A 14,857-nucleotide genomic window follows, 5' to 3' on the forward strand; every position below is an offset into this window, starting at 1 on the left:
GAACACGGAAGTTAAGCTCTCTAGCGCCGATGGTAGTTGGGACCTTGTCCCTGTGAGAGTAGGACGTCGCCAAGCAACTAAAAACACAAGTCTTTTGACTTGTGTTTTTTTATTTCCCATGAAATAGGTTCGGTTCTGCTAGTAAAAAATTCGAAATATAGTAAGGAATTTTTTGAGCAGAAATAGTAAGAAATTGATAAATAAATGGGTAATCTTCAGAGCCATAGCTTCCAAGTAAATCATACCACCAATCTGTTTCGTATCTAGAAATCATACTTAAATTGTAGAGCAATAAATAATGAACGAGAAGTTCAGGCAATACGGGTGTAGGATTTCTAGGGTCAGTTGTGAGTGGTAAGTAATAAGTATCAGCGAGATATTCGTAGTATAAAGGCGTACTATATATAGGATTCCACGATTGGATAGGAGCTGTAAAAAGTAAATTGGATGCGCTCGTTTTCCCGGGGACATGTTGCACGGATAAGTGCTTACAAATTGATTCAATATAACGTGAAAATCTTTCTGAAGTCATATGAAGTCGATCTAGTATATTGACTGAAAAGGAAAGTTCATTTGCATTTGTTGAATCAATTTTATATAAAGTGGAACCTCGCTGACTATAGCGAAATAAATTTTGTAATTCAGGAATATTCCCCATTAAATCCAACATGTTAAACTTCTCTGATTCTAAGTGTTTCATGTGAAACAGCTGTTCTGCAACATGAGTAAATAGTCCATTTTTTTGTACCTTTACCTCATCTTCTAAAAATTGATATCCCTGTTTTTTCCGCTTACGAGTCGTAACGCCATGAGCTAAAACAGTAGTGGATTCAGGATAGTTTGGATCAATAGTTAATAAGCATGCTTTAAAAAGTTGGCTCATTCCATAAAACAATAACATTGGCTGAATCGAAAAGGGAGCTACCTTATATAATTCGTAATAATTTTTCCCGTGTTCTAAATAATAAATAAAAGGATAACAATTTTCAAAACCTTTTTTTTCGGCATTTTGTATTGAGGATTTTTCATAACAACGGGCAAGATAACGTTGTACATTTTGAGATGAAAAGAAGAAACTTAGTTGCTGCCAAGTACAATGTGTTTGATGCATATATTACGCTCCTTTTATTGTCTAAAAATTCTAACATATATATACGTCCTTGACAGTATTTTAACCAATTGATAAGCTACTAATAATAATTTCTGGTATCATGGGGGGAACAATTATGTGGGAATCTAAATTTGTTAAAGAAGGTTTGACTTTTGATGATGTATTACTTGTACCAGCAAAGTCAGATGTACTACCAAGAGAAGTAAGTGTTAAAACAGTTTTATCTGAAAGCTTACAGTTAAACATCCCGTTAATTAGTGCAGGAATGGATACAGTAACAGAAGCGGATATGGCTATTGCAATGGCTCGTCAAGGCGGTTTAGGAATTATTCATAAAAATATGTCTATTGAACAACAAGCCGAGCAGGTTGATAAAGTAAAACGTTCTGAAAGTGGTGTTATTTCAGATCCTTTCTTTTTAACTCCAGAACATCAAGTGTATGATGCAGAGCACCTTATGGGGAAATATCGTATCTCAGGTGTACCGGTTGTAAATAATTTAGACGAGCGAAAATTAGTTGGTATTATTACAAACCGTGATATGCGTTTTATCCAAGACTACTCAATCAAAATTTCCGACGTAATGACAAAAGAACAGCTAATTACAGCTCCAGTTGGTACAACGCTAGATGAGGCTGAAAAGATCCTACAAAAGTATAAAATTGAAAAACTCCCTCTTGTTGATAACAACGGTGTATTACAAGGGCTTATTACAATAAAAGATATTGAAAAAGTAATTGAATTCCCAAATTCTGCGAAGGATAAGCAAGGGCGCTTATTAGTTGGAGCAGCAGTTGGTGTAACGGCTGATGCTATGACTCGCATTGACGCATTAGTAAAAGCTAGCGTAGATGCAATCGTACTTGATACAGCCCATGGACATTCTCAAGGCGTTATTGATAAAGTAAAAGAAGTTCGTGCAAAGTATCCATCATTAAATATTATCGCTGGAAATGTTGCTACTGCTGAAGCAACAAGAGCATTAATTGAAGCAGGGGCAAACGTAGTTAAAGTTGGTATTGGACCAGGCTCTATCTGTACAACACGTGTTGTAGCTGGGGTTGGTGTACCACAATTAACAGCAGTTTATGATTGTGCAACAGAAGCTCGTAAACACGGTATCCCAGTTATCGCTGACGGTGGTATTAAGTACTCTGGTGATATGGTTAAAGCTTTAGCAGCAGGAGCACATGTTGTTATGCTAGGTAGTATGTTTGCTGGTGTTGCTGAAAGTCCTGGTGAAACTGAAATTTATCAAGGTCGCCAATTTAAAGTATATCGTGGTATGGGTTCTGTCGGAGCGATGGAAAAAGGAAGTAAAGATCGTTATTTCCAAGAAGGAAATAAAAAACTTGTTCCAGAAGGTATTGAAGGACGAGTACCATATAAAGGACCTTTAGCAGATACGGTTCATCAATTAGTTGGTGGATTACGTGCAGGTATGGGATATTGCGGAGCACAAGATTTAGAATTCTTACGTGAGAATGCACAATTTGTTCGTATGTCAGGTGCTGGTTTACTTGAAAGTCATCCTCATCATGTACAAATTACAAAAGAGGCTCCAAACTACTCATTATAATGTCTTATATATAAATAGACGGAGATTTTATATCTCTGTCTATTTTTTTTTGATTATGTTAGAATAACGGTTATGTGAGTACATAGATATTGGGGGTAGCAAAAGTGAAAGGTATGTTTTGCAAAAGATTCATTGCACTAGTAACAATGCTTACACTAGCTTGTAGTATGTTGTTACCATATAGCAATGCATCAGCTGAAACAGGAGCTGCTTTAAATATTGAAGCAGGTGCGGCAATTTTAGTTGAAGCGAATTCTGGAAAAATTGTATATCAAAAGAATGCTGATGAATTATTATCCATTGCTAGTATGACGAAGATGATGAGCGAGTATTTAGTTCACGAAGCAGTGGATAAAGGAAAGCTTAAGTGGGATCAGAAAATTAAGGTTTCTGAATATGCGTATAAAGTTTCACAGGATGCTTCATTATCAAATGTGGCATTAGAAAATGGTGGCTCTTATACAGTAAAAGAGTTATACGAGGCAATGGCAATCTTCTCTGCAAATGGTGCAACGATTGCATTAGCAGAAGCAATTGCAGGTAAAGAAGTAGATTTCGTAAAAATGATGAATGATAAATCGAAAGAACTAGGGTTGAAAAATTATAAATTTGTCAATTCTACAGGTTTAACGAATAAAGATTTAAAGGGAATGCATCCAGAAGGAACAACAGCGGATGAAGAAAATAAAATGTCTGCAAAGGATGTTGCAACTTTAGCACAACATTTAATTAAAGATTATCCAAAAGTGTTAGATACAGCAAAAATCCCGAAAAAAGAATTCCGTCCAGAAAAAGAGAAGTTTGCAATGTCGAACTGGAACTGGATGTTAAAGGGCTTAGTTAAAGAATATGATGGCGTAGATGGCCTAAAAACAGGCTCAACTCCAGAAGCGGGAGATTGCTTCACTGGTACGGTTGAAAGAAACGGTATGCGTTTTATTTCTGTAGTGATTAAAACAAGTTCTCATACAGCACGTTTTGATGAAACAAAGAAGCTATATGATTATGGATTTGCTAACTTTGAAATGAAACAAATGTATAAAAAAGGTTCTTCAGTAAAAGGACAAGAAACAGTACGAGTAGAAAATGCGAAAGACAAAGATGTAGCAGTTCAAACGAAACAAGCCATTTCACTTCCAGTACCAAAAGGAAGTAAAGATGTTTATAAAACAGAATTAAAAGAATCAAGTAAGGGACAAGAGGCACCTATTAAAAAGGGAGCTGCGCTTGGTCAAATGGTAATTACGCCAAAAGATACAAACGATCCTGGGTTTTTAACTGGTAAGTCGTTACAAGTGGATCTTGTAACAACAGCTGAAGTAGAAGAAGCAAACTGGTTTACTCGTGCTATGCGCGGAATTGGTTCTTTCTTTAGTGGTATATGGAATAGTGCTGTTGATACAGTAAAAGGTTGGTTTTAAAAGCTCCTCATTGTAGGGGCTTTTTTTTATTCCTATTTTTCATACCGACTTTATGAAAAAGTAGTAGACAAGCATCTGATAGTTAGTGGTAGAATGTAAGAGTATTCTTAATTTTCGCCTTTAACGGGGAAAAGCAATTCACCTAGGGGGGTTTTTGTAACATGACAAATGTAACAGGGACAGAACGTGTAAAACGTGGAATGGCAGAAATGCAAAAAGGCGGCGTTATTATGGACGTAATTAACGCTGAACAAGCAAAAATTGCAGAAGAGGCAGGCGCAGTTGCCGTTATGGCATTAGAGCGTGTACCAGCAGATATTCGTGCAGCAGGTGGCGTTTCTCGTATGGCAGACCCAACAATTGTTGAAGAAGTTATGGGTGCAGTGTCAATTCCGGTTATGGCAAAATGCCGTATCGGTCACCTTGTAGAAGCACGTGTATTAGAATCATTAGGGGTAGACTATATCGATGAGAGTGAAGTATTAACTCCTGCCGATGAAGTATACCATTTAAATAAACGTGATTACACAGTTCCATTTGTATGTGGTTGCCGTGATATCGGAGAAGCTGCACGTCGTATTGCAGAAGGTGCATCTATGCTTCGTACAAAAGGCGAACCAGGAACAGGAAACATTGTAGAGGCAGTGCGTCATATGCGTCAAGTCAATGCAGAAATCCGTCAAGTTGCAAGTCTACGTGAAGATGAGTTAATGACATATGCAAAAAATACTGGTGCTCCTTATGAAGTACTACTTGAAATTAAACGCCTTGGTCGTTTGCCGGTTGTAAACTTTGCAGCAGGTGGTGTAGCAACACCAGCAGATGCAGCGTTAATGATGCAACTTGGTGCGGATGGTGTATTTGTTGGATCTGGTATCTTTAAATCAGAGAATCCAGCGAAATTTGCACGTGCAATCGTTGAAGCGACAACTCATTATGAGGATTACGAGTTAATTGCAAGCCTTTCTAAAGGATTAGGTAATGCGATGAAAGGTATTGAAATTTCAACGTTACTACCAGAGCAACGCATGCAAGAGCGTGGATGGTAATTGAAGGAGAACTTTAAAATGGTGAAAATCGGTGTACTAGGTCTTCAAGGTGCAGTTCGTGAACATGTAAAATCAGTTGAAGCAAGTGGTGCAGAAGCTGTTGTTGTAAAGCGTATAGAACAACTTGAAGAGATTGATGGTCTTATTTTACCAGGCGGTGAAAGTACAACTATGCGCCGTCTTATTGATAAGTATGCTTTCATGGAACCACTTCGTACATTTGCGAAGTCTGGTAAACCAATGTTTGGTACATGTGCAGGAATGATTCTTCTCGCAAAAACACTTATTGGCTATGACGAAGCACATATTGGTGCTATGGATATTACAGTTGAGCGCAATGCGTTTGGACGTCAAAAAGATAGCTTTGAAGCTGCACTTTCTATTAAAGGTGTGGGAGAAGATTTTGTTGGCGTATTTATTCGTGCGCCGTATGTTGTAAATGTAGCGGATAATGTTGAGGTACTTTCTACACATGGTGATCGAATGGTAGCGGTAAGGCAAGGGCCGTTTTTAGCTGCTTCTTTCCATCCGGAATTAACGGATGACCATCGTGTAACAGCATACTTTGTAGAAATGGTAAAAGAAGCGAAAATGAAAAAAGTTGTATAAGTAACTTGCAACTTGTATAAGATTATAGTAAATTGATGGTAACAATTTTATAAAATAAGCGTGTTGATAGGAAGTAGTAACAAATGTCGTTTCTTATAGAGAGTCGATGGTTGGTGGAAATCGATAGAAACAGTTTGTGAATCCATCCTGGAATGGAATGTGGAATATCTTTATGATTAGTAAACATTCCCGGTGAAGAGCCGTTATTTCTACTTGAGAGGAAAGCGGTAATGCTTTCAACTAGGGTGGCAACGCGGGTTAACTCCCGTCCCTTTATATAGGGACGGGAGTTTTTTGTGTTTTATAAAATAAAAGGAGGAGTATATAATGCTTGATATTAAATTTTTACGTACAAATTTTGAAGAAGTAAAAGCTAAGTTACAGCATAGAGGCGAAGATTTAACTGATTTTGGTCGCTTTGAAGAATTAGATACGAGAAGAAGAGAACTACTTGTTCAAACAGAGGAACTAAAAAGTAAACGTAACGAAGTATCTCAACAAATCTCTGTATTGAAGCGCGAAAAGAAAGATGCAGAAGCTTTAATTTTAGAAATGCGTGAAGTTGGAGAAAAAGTAAAAGATCTTGATAACGAACTTCGTACAGTTGAAGAAGATCTAGAAAGATTGATGCTATCTATTCCAAATATTCCGCACGAATCTGCTCCAGTTGGTGAAACAGAGGATGATAATGTAGTAGCTCGCACTTGGGGAGAAGTGAAGGAATTTGCTTTTGAACCAAAACCACATTGGGATCTTGCTACAGATTTAGGAATTCTAGATTTTGAACGTGCTGGAAAAGTAACAGGAAGCCGCTTCGTATTCTACAAAGGTGCTGGCGCAAGATTAGAGCGTGCTTTAATTAGCTTTATGCTTGATCTTCATACTGATGAGCATGGATATGAAGAAGTATTACCTCCGTATATGGTAAACCGTGCAAGCATGACAGGGACAGGACAACTTCCGAAGTTTGAAGAAGATGCATTCCGTATTGAAAGTGAAGACTACTTCTTAATTCCAACAGCTGAAGTACCTGTAACGAATATGCACCGTGATGAGATCTTAAATAAAGAACAATTGCCTATAAGATATGCTGCGTTTAGCTCTTGTTTCCGTTCTGAAGCAGGTTCAGCTGGCCGTGATACACGTGGTTTAATTCGTCAGCACCAGTTCAATAAAGTAGAGCTTGTGAAGTTCGTAAAACCAGAAGATTCTTATGAAGAGTTAGAAAAACTAACAAATGATGCAGAACGCGTGTTACAATTATTAGAGTTGCCATATCGCGTTATGAGCATGTGCACAGGCGATTTAGGATTTACAGCAGCGAAGAAATACGATATCGAAGTATGGATTCCAAGCTATGGCACATATCGTGAAATCTCTTCTTGTAGTAATTTCGAGGCTTTCCAAGCGAGACGTGCAAATATCCGTTTCCGTCGTGAGCCAAACGGCAAACCAGAACATGTTCATACATTAAATGGATCTGGTCTTGCAATTGGACGTACGGTGGCAGCTATTTTAGAGAACTACCAACAAGAAGATGGTACAATTATAATTCCAGAAGTTCTTCGCCCTTATATGGGAGGAAAAACAGTTATTAAGTAAATTTATAAACATTCATCGGTATGAGTGATTGGTAATTATGAGCGTTGTCAGTACTATGATGTAGGAGAGGAAAAGTAAAATTTTCCTTTCCTCATAATTTATTTTAGTAGGGTTGACTAACTGTTTTTCTTTTGATATTATATTTGATGTCAATATGGAGGTATACCCAAGTCTGGCTGAAGGGATCGGTCTTGAAAACCGACAGGCGGCGAGAGTCGCGCGGGGGTTCGAATCCCTCTACCTCCTCCAGATATAATTGACAACAGCGCATATAAGTGGAGATTGGAGAACTCGTTACCACACGTAACGAGTTTTTATTTTAAAACCAATCATAAAGTATGGTGTAAGGCGATTTTGTCCTTATTACACACTCATATTCCGATGATTATCTTCATAGATATGAAAGGAGTCAACATGGATCTTATTATACAAACGTTTCCTTTAGATGGAAAAACTTTATATTATGTACAATGTCCTGTCTGTAAGAACAATAGAATTTTAAACAGTGGTGCAAATGTATCACGCATTATTAGCGATGATACATTCCGTAAACTTTGTGGTTGCACTTGTGATGTAAAGCAAACTGCAACAAAAGTAGAGGCACCAAAAAAAGTTAAAAAAGAAGCTGTAAAGAAAGAAGCAGCTCCAAAACGTACAGGTAAAGTATTAACAGCAGTAATTAACGGGAAAGAAATGACTGTTAAAGAGATTGCTGAGGCGTACGATATTAGTACAAGTACTGTTCGTCAGCGTATTAACGCTGGAAAACCTGAGAGTGAAATTATTGCTCCAACAAAGAAAAAGTAATTTAATAGAAAAACCCGTGCATATGCACGGGTTTTTTATTTTACAAGTTTACGTGTTTGTTTTAAAAAATGACCGATTTTTTTAATGATTGGTTCAATGGAATCGCCATCTTTTAAAATATCGTATTCATTAATGTTTAATCGTAAAACAGGGCATGAATTAAAGTTGTTAATCCAGTTTTCATAACGCCCATGCATCTCTTTCCAATACTCGATTGGTGTTTGCTGTTCCATCGGACGTCCACGTTCTTGAATACGATCAACAATATCATCGAAAGAACCTTCTAAGTAAATTAATAAATCTGGATGTGGGAAGTAAGGAGTCATGACCATAGCGTCAAATAAACCTTTATATGTTTCATAATCAGTTTCCGTCATTGTACCTTTTTCGTGATGCATTTTTGCAAAAATGCCAGTGTCTTCATAGATAGAGCGATCTTGAACAAAACCGCCACCGTATTCAAAAATTCTTTTTTGTTCTTTAAATCGTTCTGCTAAAAAATACACTTGTAAGTGAAAGCTCCAGCGTGTGAAATCAGCATAGAACTTGTCCAAATACGGATTAGAATCTACCTTTTCAAATGATGTGCGATACCCTAAAGCGTTAGCCAATGCAGTTGTCATAGTGGATTTACCGACACCTACTGTTCCAGCGATAGTGATTACTGCGTCATTTGGTATATCATATTTTTGCCTTAAATTCATTATTATTTCGACTCCTTTAAGAGAGTATTTTGAAGGGCAGATAGGATGACGTTTAAATCATCAGGATTTTTTACAAAATCCATATCGTCTCCGTTAAATTTCAATACTGGGATATCTGGATGGTCCTTTTTAAAAGCATCCATTGCTGTTTCATAATCTTTTGTGAGCTGTAGTAAGTAATTTGGATCCATATTTTTTTCGAATTCTCTTCCGCGCATGGCGATTCGCCTTTGTAATGTTTCTAAGCTAGCTGTTAAATAAACGATAACATTTGGAACTGGCATATCTTGTGTAAGGATACGATAGATTTGCATGTACTTGTCGTATTGAGAATCTTTTAATGTACGGGATGCAAAAATTACATTTTTGAATATATGATAATCCGCTACTACTGGCTTCCTTTGATTCAAATACTTTATGTTAATATCTTCTAATTGTTTGTATCTATTACAAAGAAAGAACATCTCTGTTTGAAAACTCCATTCGTCGATGTCTTCATAGAACTTTCCTAAAAAGGGGTTTTCATCAACAATCTCTTTCAGTAAGTGGAGTTGCATGTGAGTTGAAATTTCCTTCGCAAGTGAAGTTTTTCCAACACCGATTGGTCCTTCAACCGTGATAAATGGTACTCCGGTCACGCTGTTTCCTCCTTTCAATCAGTGATTTACCGTGACTACTAAAAACACAAAACAGAATTATTGTAGCACAAGAGGGAAGCGAGCGGGTTAATTTGATATAAAAAGTTGGAAAATAGATATATGTATTAATTAAATTTTATTTGAAACGACGGTACTATATTTGCTTTTAATGTGGCTTCCATTATTTTTAAAGCATGCAGGTTATCCTGATCATCATTAGATGCAATACAGTCCTGTGGTACATACAATGTATAATTCCTCATATGAGCATCGTTAGCTGTAAAGAGGATACATATATTCCCGGCGACACCTGTTAATATTAGATTTTCTATTTTTAAATAGCCTAATAAAGAATTTAAAGGTGTTTCATAAAAAGCAGAGTAATGTGGTTTAATAAAAATGTAATCATCAGCATTTGGAGCGATCTTATGAATGATATTTTTACTATACTCATTTGTACAATGAGTAATCAATTGGTCAATATCAGACCTCCAAAGTTGATAATGGTCATTAATATAAATGATGGGGCAACCGAAGGATTTCATTGTTCTCTTTAATTGTAAAATAGGATTGGTTATAATTTCGCATTTTTTGGCTAGGATAGGCCCGTGTGAAAATTGAAAGTCATTAATCATATCGATAATGAGTAAGGCAGTATTCTTCATATGTAATCCCCTCTCTTTTTTCTTAGGGTGGATTGAATTTATAAAAGTTATCCCATGTGTAGTAAATGGAAATAAGTGTACTTTATTTGTAATGAAAGGACTATGTTATGGAACGTGATCAAGATATTTATTTTATGCAGTTAGCAATAGAAGAGGCTAAAAAAGCAGAGGCAATACAAGAAGTACCGATTGGGGCAGTTATAGTGTTGGATGGTGAAGTAATTAGTGTTGCTCATAATTTAAGGGAGACTGAGCAAAGATCGATAGCTCACGCTGAGTTGTTAGCTATTGATGAGGCGTGCAAAAAATTAGGGACATGGCGTTTAGAAGATGCGACGTTATATGTAACATTAGAGCCTTGTCCGATGTGTGCGGGTGGAATTGTTTTATCACGAGTAAAGCGAGTTGTATATGGTGCGAGTGATCCGAAAGGTGGATGTGCAGGGACATTGATGAATCTGTTAACGGATGAACGCTTTAATCATCAATGTGAAGTAGTAGCTGGTGTATTAGAAGAAGAATGCGGTACGCTGTTAACGAACTTTTTTAGAGCGCTTCGTAAAAAAAGAAAAGCGATTAAGAAATTAGAGAAAAGTAAAGAGAATTAACGTATTTGCATTTTATAAAAAAACAAGTTATACTGATAGTGCCTTTAATGAAGGCAACCGAATATTGGTTTTAACTTTGCCGTGCTAAGCGGGGAGGTAGCGGTGCCCTATACTCGCAATCCGCTCTAGCGAGGCCGAATCCCTTCTCGAGGTTATGTTGCTGTAAGGCCTGCCTTAAGTAAGTGGTGTTGACGTTTGGGTCCTGCGCAACGGGACCCCGTGAACCTTGTCAGGTCCGGAAGGAAGCAGCAATAAGCGGGTCTTCTCGTGTGCCGCAGGAGTGCCTGAACCGAGCTAACTGCTTAAGTAACGCTTATGGTACGTAATCGACAGAAGGTGCACGGCAGTTATATATGTATACAAAACTCACCTTAATACTAAGGTGGGTTTTTTGTATAGAAAATAACTTTTGGAATCTATAAACAGAATGGGTTATAATAAATGAGATAATAACCTTTGAGGGAGGCCGTATTTTCGTGTCATACCAAGCGTTATACCGAACATGGAGACCGCAAAAGTTTGAAGATGTAGTCGGTCAAAAGCACGTGACAAAAACGTTGCAAAATGCCCTTCTTCAAGAGAAAGTTTCACATGCTTATTTATTTTCTGGGCCGAGGGGAACAGGAAAAACGACAATTGCAAAAGTGTTTGCAAAAGCAATTAACTGTGAACATGCTCCGGTAGCTGAACCTTGTAATGAATGTCCTTCTTGTTTGGGGATTACACAAGGATCTATTTCAGATGTATTAGAAATTGATGCGGCTTCAAATAACGGTGTAGATGAAATTCGAGATATTAGAGATAAAGTAAAATATGCTCCAAGTGCTGTAGAATATAAAGTATACATTATTGATGAAGTTCACATGCTTTCCATGGGTGCCTTCAATGCGCTTTTAAAAACGTTAGAAGAACCGCCAGGACATGTTATCTTTATTTTGGCGACAACAGAACCGCATAAGATACCGCCTACAATTATTTCGCGTTGCCAACGTTTCGAATTTCGAAAGATATCAGTAAATGATATTGTTGAGAGATTATCGACAGTTGTGAACAATGAAGGTACGCAAGTAGAAGATGAGGCATTACAAATTGTTGCACGTGCCGCTGAAGGTGGTATGCGTGATGCGCTCAGTCTTATTGATCAGGCAATATCTTATAGTGATGAGACAGTTACAACAGAAGATGTATTAGCTGTAACAGGGTCTGTTTCTCAGCAATACTTAGGCAACTTAGTAGAATGTATACGTGAAAATGATGTATCAAGAGCATTACGTATCATAGATGAGATGATGGGTAAAGGGAAAGATCCAGTTCGCTTTATGGAGGATTTCATTTACTATTATCGTGATATGCTTTTATATCAAACTTCACCACAATTGGAACATATGTTGGAACGAGTAATGGTTGATGAGCAATTCCGGACGTTAAGTGAAGAAATGCAGCCGGAAGTAATCTATGAGATCATTCATACTCTTAGTAAAGCACAACAGGAAATGAAGTGGACAAATCATCCGCGAATTTTCTTAGAAGTTGTTATGGTACAACTGTGTCAACAGTTTATGATGCAAGCAAATGGTGCAGATCGTTTACAAGCAATTATGAACAGGATGCAGCAATTAGAGAAAGAGTTAGAACAAGTCAAAAAGAATGGTGTGCCGGCCGGTGTGCAGCAGGAAGTCAGAGAGACGCGTGCAGCACCAAAGCCAGTACGGACAGGAAGTATGAAGATACCTGTCGGACGCGTAAATGAAGTATTAAAGCAAGCGAAGCGTCAAGATTTAGAACAATTAAAAGCTGTATGGGGAGAGTTGTTAGGAAGACTCAAAGCATACAACAAAGTAGCGTTTGCTGTTTTATTAGAAAATAGCGAACCGGTAGCGGCTTCAGATGATACTTACGTTTTAGCGTTCCAATATGAGATTCACTGTAAAATGGCAAGCGAAAATCGAGAGGCTATGGATACAGTGGAACAAACTTTATTTGAATTGCTAAGTAAAAGATTAAATATGATTGCCATTCCAAAAAGTGAATGGGGTAAAATCCGTGAAGATTTTTTACAGCGTGAAGGTGGAAGTTCTGAAGAAAGCCCAGAGAAAAAAGAAGATCCTCTCATAGAAGAGGCTGTAAAATTAGTAGGGCAAGAACTCATTGAAATAAAAGAGTAATAATAATTAGGAGGAATTAATTATGATGCGTGGCGGAATGGGAAATATGAATAACATGATGAAACAAATGCAAAAGATGCAAAAGGAAATGGCAAAGGCGCAAGAAGAACTTGGCGAAAAAACAGTTGAAGGTACAGCTGGCGGCGGTATGATCACAGTTATTGCAAATGGTCATAAGCAAATTCTTGAAGTAAAAGTGAAAGAAGAAGTTGTAGATCCAGAAGATATCGAAATGTTACAAGACTTAGTGTTAGCTGCAACAAACGATGCACTTAAGAAAGCTGATGAACTTTCAAACTCTACAATGGGTAAATTTACAAAAGGCTTAAACTTACCGGGTGGAATGTTCTAGGAGGATATTGATATATGCATTATCCAGAACCAATATCAAAACTAATTGATAGTTTTATGAAATTGCCAGGAATCGGACCGAAAACAGCGGTTCGATTGGCGTTTTTCGTATTAGATATGAAAGAAGATGATGTGTTAGGTTTTGCAAAAGCACTTGTAAATGCGAAGCGAGACTTAGCATATTGTTCTGTGTGCGGGCATATTACTGACCGTGATCCTTGTTATATTTGTAACGATTCACATCGAGATCAATCAGTTGTTTGTGTCGTGCAAGAACCGAAAGATGTAATCGCGATGGAGAAGATGAAAGAGTATCAAGGTGTATATCATGTGTTACGTGGTGCTATCTCTCCAATGGAGGGAATTGGACCAGAAGACATTAATATCCCGCAACTTCTAAAGCGACTACACGATGAAACAGTACAAGAAGTAATATTAGCAACAAATCCTAATATTGAAGGGGAAGCTACAGCGATGTATATATCCCGCCTCTTAAAGCCGACAGGTATTAAAGTAACTCGTATTGCACACGGTCTGCCAGTTGGTGGAGATTTAGAATATGCAGATGAAGTGACACTGTCGAAAGCGTTAGAAGGTCGTAGAGAAGTATAAGAGGAGAAACAAAAATGTTCTTTCAAAAAAAGGGTAAATTGCGTAAAGAGTATGATGATAAGCTAATTGTACTATTAGAAAAGGTGAAGAATGAATGGTTACGTCAAAAGAGAATGGTTGAACAAAGTGTTGAACCATCTCAAGATGTACTTTGTTCTTTGAAAATAGCAGAGGCGAAATATTTCTTCTTGCTAAAAGAAGCAAAACGTCGTCCTGTAAAGATGGAGCAATGGTAAAAGGTTCTGCTAAAAAAGCAGAGCCTTTTTATTTTATTCGTTTGGAAAGATCGATTAATAGTTTTTGTGAAGAACGTGTAGCCGAATCAAGGTGAATAAGATGAAACGACTGGAGTTATATAATAAACGTTCTTTTTTATCGTCTTGTCCCATACAAATAAATGTGTATAGGTCATTCATAAGGAGGAAAAAATGAATTCTACAATTATTATTGTTGGTATTCTTGCGTTAGTTTTTATTTTCCTTGTTTTTGGTGTTTCTTCTAAGCCGTTGCGTTTTATAGGAAAAGCGCTCTTTCATGTTACTTTGGGAGTAGCATTACTTTTTATCGTAAATGTTGTAGGAACGTATTTTGATTTTCATATCCCAATTAACTTGGGCACCGCAACAATTACAAGTTTATTAGGCCTACCCGGTGTTGCTGCATTAGTGGTTATTAAACTTTATATCATGCCAAAATAAATTTATTTTGGCATTTTTTTTAAAAGTGTTGACTTGTGAATGATTAATATGGTAAATTAATAAGCGTCGTCAGGAACGAAAGAAAAAAGTTGTTGACAGGTTTAACGCAAAATGTTAAATTATAAAGGTCGCTGAAACGCGATGTTGAACTTTGAAAACTAAACGAAACAAACAACGTGAAACGTCAATTTTTATTTTAGATGCTAGACAAACTAACTTTATTGGAGAGTTTGATCCT

At 37.2% G+C, this 14,857-nt stretch carries 16 protein-coding genes, 1 tRNA gene, 1 other RNA gene and 1 other annotated feature; of the genes, 14 read left to right on the forward strand and 4 right to left on the reverse strand.

Annotation, left to right across the window (positions count from 1 at the left end; translation table 11 throughout):
• Nucleotides 1-109: 109 nt before the first annotated feature.
• Nucleotides 110-1,111, reverse strand: coding sequence for a YaaC family protein (locus MR070_RS26495; protein WP_046199624.1), 1,002 nt, complete (start codon nt 1,109-1,111; stop codon nt 110-112).
• A 115-nt stretch (nt 1,112-1,226) separates the two neighbouring features.
• Here MR070_RS26495 and guaB point away from each other — a divergent pair, with 115 nt between their 5' ends.
• The 7 genes from guaB (at nt 1,227) to MR070_RS26530 (ending at nt 8,178) form a co-directional block, all read left to right on the forward strand.
• A complete protein-coding gene (guaB, locus tag MR070_RS26500) occupies nt 1,227-2,690 on the forward strand; it encodes an IMP dehydrogenase (RefSeq protein WP_000264079.1) in 1,464 nt (487 codons plus the stop codon).
• Between the two features lie 113 nt (nt 2,691-2,803).
• Complete coding sequence (gene dacA / locus MR070_RS26505; RefSeq protein ID WP_012644137.1) at nt 2,804-4,111, forward strand: D-alanyl-D-alanine carboxypeptidase DacA; 1,308 nt, start codon at nt 2,804-2,806, stop codon at nt 4,109-4,111.
• A 161-nt stretch (nt 4,112-4,272) separates the two neighbouring features.
• On the forward strand, nt 4,273-5,160 hold the full coding sequence (pdxS, locus tag MR070_RS26510) for a pyridoxal 5'-phosphate synthase lyase subunit PdxS (RefSeq protein ID WP_000186156.1): 888 nt from the start codon (nt 4,273-4,275) through the stop codon (nt 5,158-5,160).
• Between the two features lie 18 nt (nt 5,161-5,178).
• Nucleotides 5,179-5,769: a pyridoxal 5'-phosphate synthase glutaminase subunit PdxT gene (gene pdxT / locus MR070_RS26515; protein WP_000238781.1), complete on the forward strand. Its 591-nt coding sequence runs from the start codon at nt 5,179-5,181 to the stop codon at nt 5,767-5,769.
• A gap of 54 nt (nt 5,770-5,823) precedes the next feature.
• Nucleotides 5,824-6,045: a binding site (T-box leader), on the forward strand.
• A gap of 51 nt (nt 6,046-6,096) precedes the next feature.
• On the forward strand, nt 6,097-7,371 hold the full coding sequence (gene serS / locus MR070_RS26520) for a serine--tRNA ligase (protein ID WP_000884181.1): 1,275 nt from the start codon (nt 6,097-6,099) through the stop codon (nt 7,369-7,371).
• 156 nt (nt 7,372-7,527) lie between these two features.
• Nucleotides 7,528-7,620: transfer RNA gene (locus tag MR070_RS26525), tRNA-Ser, on the forward strand.
• A 165-nt stretch (nt 7,621-7,785) separates the two neighbouring features.
• Nucleotides 7,786-8,178: a sigma factor-like helix-turn-helix DNA-binding protein gene (locus MR070_RS26530; RefSeq protein ID WP_000364200.1), complete on the forward strand. Its 393-nt coding sequence runs from the start codon at nt 7,786-7,788 to the stop codon at nt 8,176-8,178.
• Nucleotides 8,179-8,213: 35 nt separating this feature from the next.
• Here the strand turns inward: MR070_RS26530 and MR070_RS26535 are convergent, their stop codons facing one another.
• The 3 genes from MR070_RS26535 to MR070_RS26545 form a co-directional block, all read right to left on the reverse strand.
• A complete protein-coding gene (locus tag MR070_RS26535) occupies nt 8,214-8,882 on the reverse strand; it encodes a deoxynucleoside kinase (RefSeq protein WP_001053585.1) in 669 nt (222 codons plus the stop codon).
• A 2-nt stretch (nt 8,883-8,884) separates the two neighbouring features.
• On the reverse strand, nt 8,885-9,520 hold the full coding sequence (locus MR070_RS26540; protein ID WP_000148227.1) for a deoxynucleoside kinase: 636 nt from the start codon (nt 9,518-9,520) through the stop codon (nt 8,885-8,887).
• A gap of 125 nt (nt 9,521-9,645) precedes the next feature.
• Complete coding sequence (locus MR070_RS26545) at nt 9,646-10,185, reverse strand: cysteine hydrolase family protein (RefSeq protein WP_000798716.1); 540 nt, start codon at nt 10,183-10,185, stop codon at nt 9,646-9,648.
• 107 nt (nt 10,186-10,292) lie between these two features.
• Here MR070_RS26545 and tadA point away from each other — a divergent pair, with 107 nt between their 5' ends.
• The 7 genes from tadA (at nt 10,293) to MR070_RS26580 (ending at nt 14,619) form a co-directional block, all read left to right on the forward strand.
• Entirely contained in the window at nt 10,293-10,793 is a 501-nt protein-coding gene (tadA, locus tag MR070_RS26550; protein ID WP_000439009.1) for a tRNA adenosine(34) deaminase TadA, read from the forward strand.
• Between the two features lie 79 nt (nt 10,794-10,872).
• Nucleotides 10,873-11,137: signal recognition particle sRNA large type (gene ffs, locus MR070_RS26555), an RNA gene on the forward strand.
• Between the two features lie 132 nt (nt 11,138-11,269).
• A complete protein-coding gene (dnaX, locus tag MR070_RS26560; protein ID WP_000121557.1) occupies nt 11,270-12,958 on the forward strand; it encodes a DNA polymerase III subunit gamma/tau in 1,689 nt (562 codons plus the stop codon).
• 25 nt (nt 12,959-12,983) lie between these two features.
• The gene (locus MR070_RS26565; protein ID WP_001996460.1) at nt 12,984-13,310 is read left to right on the forward strand and encodes a YbaB/EbfC family nucleoid-associated protein; all 327 of its coding nucleotides are present in this window, start codon (nt 12,984-12,986) and stop codon (nt 13,308-13,310) included.
• Between the two features lie 14 nt (nt 13,311-13,324).
• Nucleotides 13,325-13,921: a recombination protein RecR gene (gene recR, locus MR070_RS26570; protein WP_000559169.1), complete on the forward strand. Its 597-nt coding sequence runs from the start codon at nt 13,325-13,327 to the stop codon at nt 13,919-13,921.
• 14 nt (nt 13,922-13,935) lie between these two features.
• The gene (locus MR070_RS26575) at nt 13,936-14,157 is read left to right on the forward strand and encodes a YaaL family protein (protein ID WP_000466020.1); all 222 of its coding nucleotides are present in this window, start codon (nt 13,936-13,938) and stop codon (nt 14,155-14,157) included.
• A gap of 192 nt (nt 14,158-14,349) precedes the next feature.
• Nucleotides 14,350-14,619, forward strand: coding sequence for a pro-sigmaK processing inhibitor BofA family protein (locus MR070_RS26580; protein WP_001089262.1), 270 nt, complete (start codon nt 14,350-14,352; stop codon nt 14,617-14,619).
• The last annotated feature ends 238 nt before the right edge of the window (nt 14,620-14,857 follow it).

Origin of the sequence: Bacillus cereus group sp. BfR-BA-01453 (assembly GCF_022662915.1) — a bacterium.
Classification (GTDB): Bacteria; Bacillota; Bacilli; order Bacillales; family Bacillaceae_G; genus Bacillus_A; species Bacillus_A paranthracis.

What these genes read in the sequence shown, in the direction of transcription:
- MR070_RS26530 (WP_000364200.1), top strand. Translation starts at nt 7,786, where the DNA reads ATGGATCTTATTATACAAACGTTTCCTTTAGATGGAAAAACTTTATAT.
- MR070_RS26535 (WP_001053585.1), bottom strand. Translation starts at nt 8,882, where the DNA reads ATGAATTTAAGGCAAAAATATGATATACCAAATGACGCAGTAATCACT.
- serS (WP_000884181.1), top strand. Translation starts at nt 6,097, where the DNA reads ATGCTTGATATTAAATTTTTACGTACAAATTTTGAAGAAGTAAAAGCT.
- MR070_RS26580 (WP_001089262.1), top strand. Translation starts at nt 14,350, where the DNA reads ATGAATTCTACAATTATTATTGTTGGTATTCTTGCGTTAGTTTTTATT.
- MR070_RS26575 (WP_000466020.1), top strand. Translation starts at nt 13,936, where the DNA reads ATGTTCTTTCAAAAAAAGGGTAAATTGCGTAAAGAGTATGATGATAAG.
- tadA (WP_000439009.1), top strand. Translation starts at nt 10,293, where the DNA reads ATGGAACGTGATCAAGATATTTATTTTATGCAGTTAGCAATAGAAGAG.
- pdxT (WP_000238781.1), top strand. Translation starts at nt 5,179, where the DNA reads ATGGTGAAAATCGGTGTACTAGGTCTTCAAGGTGCAGTTCGTGAACAT.
- recR (WP_000559169.1), top strand. Translation starts at nt 13,325, where the DNA reads ATGCATTATCCAGAACCAATATCAAAACTAATTGATAGTTTTATGAAA.
- dacA (WP_012644137.1), top strand. Translation starts at nt 2,804, where the DNA reads ATGTTTTGCAAAAGATTCATTGCACTAGTAACAATGCTTACACTAGCT.
- pdxS (WP_000186156.1), top strand. Translation starts at nt 4,273, where the DNA reads ATGACAAATGTAACAGGGACAGAACGTGTAAAACGTGGAATGGCAGAA.
- guaB (WP_000264079.1), top strand. Translation starts at nt 1,227, where the DNA reads ATGTGGGAATCTAAATTTGTTAAAGAAGGTTTGACTTTTGATGATGTA.
- MR070_RS26545 (WP_000798716.1), bottom strand. Translation starts at nt 10,185, where the DNA reads ATGAAGAATACTGCCTTACTCATTATCGATATGATTAATGACTTTCAA.
- MR070_RS26565 (WP_001996460.1), top strand. Translation starts at nt 12,984, where the DNA reads ATGCGTGGCGGAATGGGAAATATGAATAACATGATGAAACAAATGCAA.
- MR070_RS26495 (WP_046199624.1), bottom strand. Translation starts at nt 1,111, where the DNA reads ATGCATCAAACACATTGTACTTGGCAGCAACTAAGTTTCTTCTTTTCA.